General features: G+C 56.0%; 3 rRNA genes. All 3 read left to right on the top strand.

Annotation, left to right across the window (positions count from 1 at the left end):
- Window positions 1–206: 206 nt before the first annotated feature.
- The 3 genes from NA11_RS43500 (at window position 207) to rrf (ending at window position 5,468) form a co-directional block, all read left to right on the top strand.
- Window positions 207–1,723: ribosomal RNA gene (locus tag NA11_RS43500) — 16S ribosomal RNA — on the top strand.
- A 336-nt stretch (window positions 1,724–2,059) separates the two neighbouring features.
- Window positions 2,060–5,202, top strand: a 23S ribosomal RNA gene (locus tag NA11_RS43505).
- Between the two features lie 149 nt (window positions 5,203–5,351).
- Window positions 5,352–5,468: ribosomal RNA gene (gene rrf / locus NA11_RS43510) — 5S ribosomal RNA — on the top strand.
- The 16S, 23S and 5S rRNA genes sit together here, the layout of an rRNA operon.
- Window positions 5,469–5,480 lie beyond the last annotated feature (12 nt).

The following is a 5,480-nucleotide window of genomic DNA, read 5'->3' on the forward strand; positions in this document are numbered from 1 at the left end:
GTGTGTGCGTGTGTTCTTTGAGAACTCAATAGTGTGTCGATGAATGTCAGTGCCAATTATTTATTGGTTCCGGCCTTTCATACCCCCCGGTTGGAAGGTTGGACATTTAGTCAGCAAATACTTTTGCTGGCGTTTTGTTTTGCTAGGTTTTCGGACTCTAGTTATAGCTTTGATTGCGCCTCTTTTGGGGGTGTGATTGTGAGTCTTCAACGGAGAGTTTGATCCTGGCTCAGGACGAACGCTGGCGGCGTGCTTAACACATGCAAGTCGAGCGGTAAGGCCCTTCGGGGTACACGAGCGGCGAACGGGTGAGTAACACGTGGGTGATCTGCCTCGCACTTCGGGATAAGCCTGGGAAACTGGGTCTAATACCGGATATGACCACGGGCTGCATGGTTTGTGGTGGAAAGATTTATCGGTGCGAGATGGGCCCGCGGCCTATCAGCTTGTTGGCGGGGTAACGGCCCACCAAGGCGACGACGGGTAGCCGACCTGAGAGGGTGACCGGCCACACTGGGACTGAGACACGGCCCAGACTCCTACGGGAGGCAGCAGTGGGGAATATTGCACAATGGGCGAAAGCCTGATGCAGCGACGCCGCGTGAGGGATGACGGCCTTCGGGTTGTAAACCTCTTTCGACAGGGACGAAGCGCAAGTGACGGTACCTGTAGAAGAAGCACCGGCCAACTACGTGCCAGCAGCCGCGGTAATACGTAGGGTGCGAGCGTTGTCCGGAATTACTGGGCGTAAAGAGCTTGTAGGCGGTTTGTCGCGTCGTCCGTGAAAACTTGGGGCTCAACCCCAAGCTTGCGGGCGATACGGGCAGACTTGAGTACTTCAGGGGAGACTGGAATTCCTGGTGTAGCGGTGAAATGCGCAGATATCAGGAGGAACACCGGTGGCGAAGGCGGGTCTCTGGGAAGTAACTGACGCTGAGAAGCGAAAGCGTGGGTAGCGAACAGGATTAGATACCCTGGTAGTCCACGCCGTAAACGGTGGGTACTAGGTGTGGGTTTCCTTCCACGGGATCCGTGCCGTAGCTAACGCATTAAGTACCCCGCCTGGGGAGTACGGCCGCAAGGCTAAAACTCAAAGGAATTGACGGGGGCCCGCACAAGCGGCGGAGCATGTGGATTAATTCGATGCAACGCGAAGAACCTTACCTGGGTTTGACATACACCGGAAACCTGCAGAGATGTAGGCCCCCTTGTGGTCGGTGTACAGGTGGTGCATGGCTGTCGTCAGCTCGTGTCGTGAGATGTTGGGTTAAGTCCCGCAACGAGCGCAACCCTTGTCCTGTGTTGCCAGCAAGTAAAGTTGGGGACTCGCAGGAGACTGCCGGGGTCAACTCGGAGGAAGGTGGGGACGACGTCAAGTCATCATGCCCCTTATGTCCAGGGCTTCACACATGCTACAATGGCCGGTACAGAGGGCTGCGATACCGTGAGGTGGAGCGAATCCCTTAAAGCCGGTCTCAGTTCGGATCGGGGTCTGCAACTCGACCCCGTGAAGTTGGAGTCGCTAGTAATCGCAGATCAGCAACGCTGCGGTGAATACGTTCCCGGGCCTTGTACACACCGCCCGTCACGTCATGAAAGTCGGTAACACCCGAAGCCGGTGGCCTAACCCTTGTGGAGGGAGCCGTCGAAGGTGGGATTGGCGATTGGGACGAAGTCGTAACAAGGTAGCCGTACCGGAAGGTGCGGCTGGATCACCTCCTTTCTAAGGAGCACTTCTGCATCGCACCCCGAAGAGTCGGGGATGGTAAACGCTGATGCCAGAGACCGTTTCGGACTCATATGTAGTCCGGCGGACGCTCATGGGTGGAACGCTGACAAGCTCTCCCGCATTGTGGTCGGTCCTGTGTGGCTGATCCCGTGGTTGATATATCGACACACTGTTGGGTCCTGAGAGAACACGCGAGTGTTTCTCCAGGCAAGATAACGACGAGGTTGAGCCTTCAGTCATACCGCGGGATTTCGGTTCCGGCTGGTGCTGAGTTCGGGTTTGGCCTTGTGTGTTGTTTGAGAACTGCACAGTGGACGCGAGCATCTTTGTTAGTAAGTGTTTAAGAGCGTACGGTGGATGCCTTGGCACCAGGAGCCGATGAAGGACGTAGGAGGCTGCGATAAGCCTCGGGGAGCTGTCAACCGAGCTGAGATCCGAGGATTTCCGAATGGGGAAACCCAGCACGAGTGATGTCGTGTTACCCGCATCTGAATATATAGGGTGTGTGGAGGGAACGTGGGGAAGTGAAACATCTCAGTACCCACAGGAAGAGAAAACAACAGTGATTCCGTGAGTAGTGGCGAGCGAAAGCGGATGAGGCTAAACCAGGAGCGTGTGATACCCGGCAGGGGTTGCGTTCTTGGGGTTGTGGGGCTCATTTTCTTCATTCTGCCGGATGGAGCGAGAGTCAGAAACCGTTGGGTTAGTCGAAGTGGTCTGGAACGGCCTGTCGTAGAGGGTGAGAATCCCGTAGACGAAAATTCAACGGCTCTTGTAGTGAGTACCCGAGTAGCAGCGGGCCCGTGAAATCTGCTGTGAATCTGTCGGGACCACCCGATAAGCCTGAATACTCCCTGGTGACCGATAGCGGACTAGTACCGTGAGGGAAAGGTGAAAAGTACCCCGGGAGGGGAGTGAAATAGTACCTGAAACCGTGCGCTTACAATCCGTCAGAGCCTTCCATTTCGGTGGTGGGGTGATGGCGTGCCTTTTGAAGAATGAGCCTGCGAGTTAGTGGCATGTGGCGAGGTTAACCCGTGTGGGGTAGCCGTAGCGAAAGCGAGTCCGAATAGGGCGTTTGGAGTCGCATGTTCTAGACCCGAAGCGGAGTGATCTACCCATGGCCAGGGTGAAGCGACGGTAAGACGTCGTGGAGGCCCGAACCCACTTAGGTTGAAAACTGAGGGGATGAGCTGTGGGTAGGGGTGAAAGGCCAATCAAACTCCGTGATAGCTGGTTCTCCCCGAAATGCATTTAGGTGCAGCGTCGCGTGTTTCTCACCGGAGGTAGAGCTACTGGATGGTCTAGGGGGCCTACAAGCTTACCGAAATCAGCCAAACTCCGAATGCCGGTGAGTGAGAGCGCGGCAGTGAGACTGCGGGGGATAAGCTTCGTAGTCGAGAGGGAAACAGCCCAGATCGCCGGCTAAGGCCCCTAAGCGTGTACTAAGTGGAAAAGGATGTGGAGTCGCGAAGACAACCAGGAGGTTGGCTTAGAAGCAGCCACCCTTGAAAGAGTGCGTAATAGCTCACTGGTCAAGTGATTCTGCGCCGACAATGTAGCGGGGCTCAAGTACACCGCCGAAGCCGCGGCATTCAGACATTATCCCGCCTTCGGGCCAGGAGTCTGGATGGGTAGGGGAGCGTCCTGTAGCCAGGGAAGCGGCGGAGTGATCCAGTCGTGGAGGCTACGGGAGTGAGAATGCAGGCATGAGTAGCGAAAGACGAGTGAGAAACTCGTCCGCCGAATGACCAAGGGTTCCTGGGCCAGGTTAATCCGCCCAGGGTGAGTCGGGACCTAAGGCGAGGCCGACAGGCGTAGTCGATGGACAACGGGTTGATATTCCCGTACCCGTGTATCCGCGCCAAATATCGAATCAGCTTTGCTAACCGCGCCAAATATCGAATCAGCTTTGCTAACCATCCAAAACCCAAAAGACTTCCTTCGGGAAGCTGGAGGGGGCTGCATGGGACCCGGGTTGTAGTAGGTAAGCGATGGGGTGACGCAGGAAGGTAGCTGGGCCAGTCAGTGGTTGTACTGGTGTAAGCCTGTAGGGCGTTGTGTAGGCAAATCCGCACAGCATGTGCCTGAGAGGTGATGCGTAGCCGATTGAGGCGAATTCAGTGATCCTATGCTGCCGAGAAAAGCCTCTAGTGAGTTGGTACACGGCCCGTACCCCAAACCGACACAGGTGGTCAGGTAGAGAATACTAAGGCGATCGAGAGAACTGTGGTTAAGGAACTCGGCAAAATGCCCCCGTAACTTCGGGAGAAGGGGGACCACGCCTGGTGACGGCCTTTACGGTCTGAGCTGGGTGGGGTCGCAGAGACCAGAGAGAAGCGACTGTTTACTAAAAACACAGGTCCGTGCGAAGTCGTAAGACGATGTATACGGACTGACGCCTGCCCGGTGCCGGAAGGTTAAGAGGACCGGTTAGCGCTTCGGCGCGAAGCTGAGAATTTAAGCCCCGGTAAACGGCGGTGGTAACTATAACCATCCTAAGGTAGCGAAATTCCTTGTCGGGTAAGTTCCGACCTGCACGAATGGCGTAACGACTTCTCTGCTGTCTCAACCACAGACTCGGCGAAATTGCATTACGAGTAAAGATGCTCGTTACGCGCGGCAGGACGAAAAGACCCCGGGACCTTCACTATAGCTTGGTATTGGTGTTCGGTACGGTTTGTGTAGGATAGGTGGGAGACTGTGAAGCGGGCACGCCAGTGTTTGTGGAGTCATCGTTGAAATACCACTCTGATCGTATTGGACTTCTAACCTCGGACCATGATCTGGTTCAGGGACAGTGCCTGGTGGGTAGTTTAACTGGGGCGGTTGCCTCCTAAAATGTAACGGAGGCGCCCAAAGGTTCCCTCAGCCTGGTTGGCAATCAGGTGTCGAGTGCAAGTGCACAAGGGAGCTTGACTGTGAGAGCGACAGCTCGAGCAGGGACGAAAGTCGGGACTAGTGATCCGGCACCGGCAAGTGGAAGCGGTGTCGCTCAACGGATAAAAGGTACCCCGGGGATAACAGGCTGATCTTCCCCAAGAGTCCATATCGACGGGATGGTTTGGCACCTCGATGTCGGCTCGTCGCATCCTGGGGCTGGAGTAGGTCCCAAGGGTTGGGCTGTTCGCCCATTAAAGCGGCACGCGAGCTGGGTTTAGAACGTCGTGAGACAGTTCGGTCTCTATCCGCCGCGCGCGTCAGAAACTTGAGGAAGGCTGTCCCTAGTACGAGAGGACCGGGACGGACGAACCTCTGGTGTGCCAGTTGTTCCGCCAGGAGCACCGCTGGTTAGCTACGTTCGGAAGGGATAACCGCTGAAAGCATCTAAGCGGGAAGCCTGTTCCAAGATGAGGTTTCTCACCCTCTTGAAGGGTTAAGGCCCCCCACAGACCATGGGGTTGATAGGCCAGAACTGGAAGCCCGGTAACGGGTGTAGGTGACTGGTACTAATCGGCCGAGGACTTACCAACAAAGAAGCTACGCGTCCACTGTGCAGTATCTGAAACAACACACAGACACTGCAGCAGACACCAAAGTCTGCGAACCCTGTCCCTTTCACTGGGGGTGCGGGGTCCGCTGACACGGTTGTCAGCGCTGCTGTGTGACAGTTTCATAGAGTTACGGCGGCTATAGCGGTGGGGAAACGCCCGGTCCCATTCCGAACCCGGAAGCTAAGGCCACCTGCGCCGATGGTACTGCACTCGACAGGGTGTGGGAGAGTAGGACACCGCCGGACAATCTTTCACGA

The sequence above is a fragment of the Nocardia altamirensis NBRC 108246 genome (genome assembly GCF_001612685.1).
GTDB lineage: Bacteria > Actinomycetota > Actinomycetes > Mycobacteriales > Mycobacteriaceae > Nocardia > Nocardia altamirensis.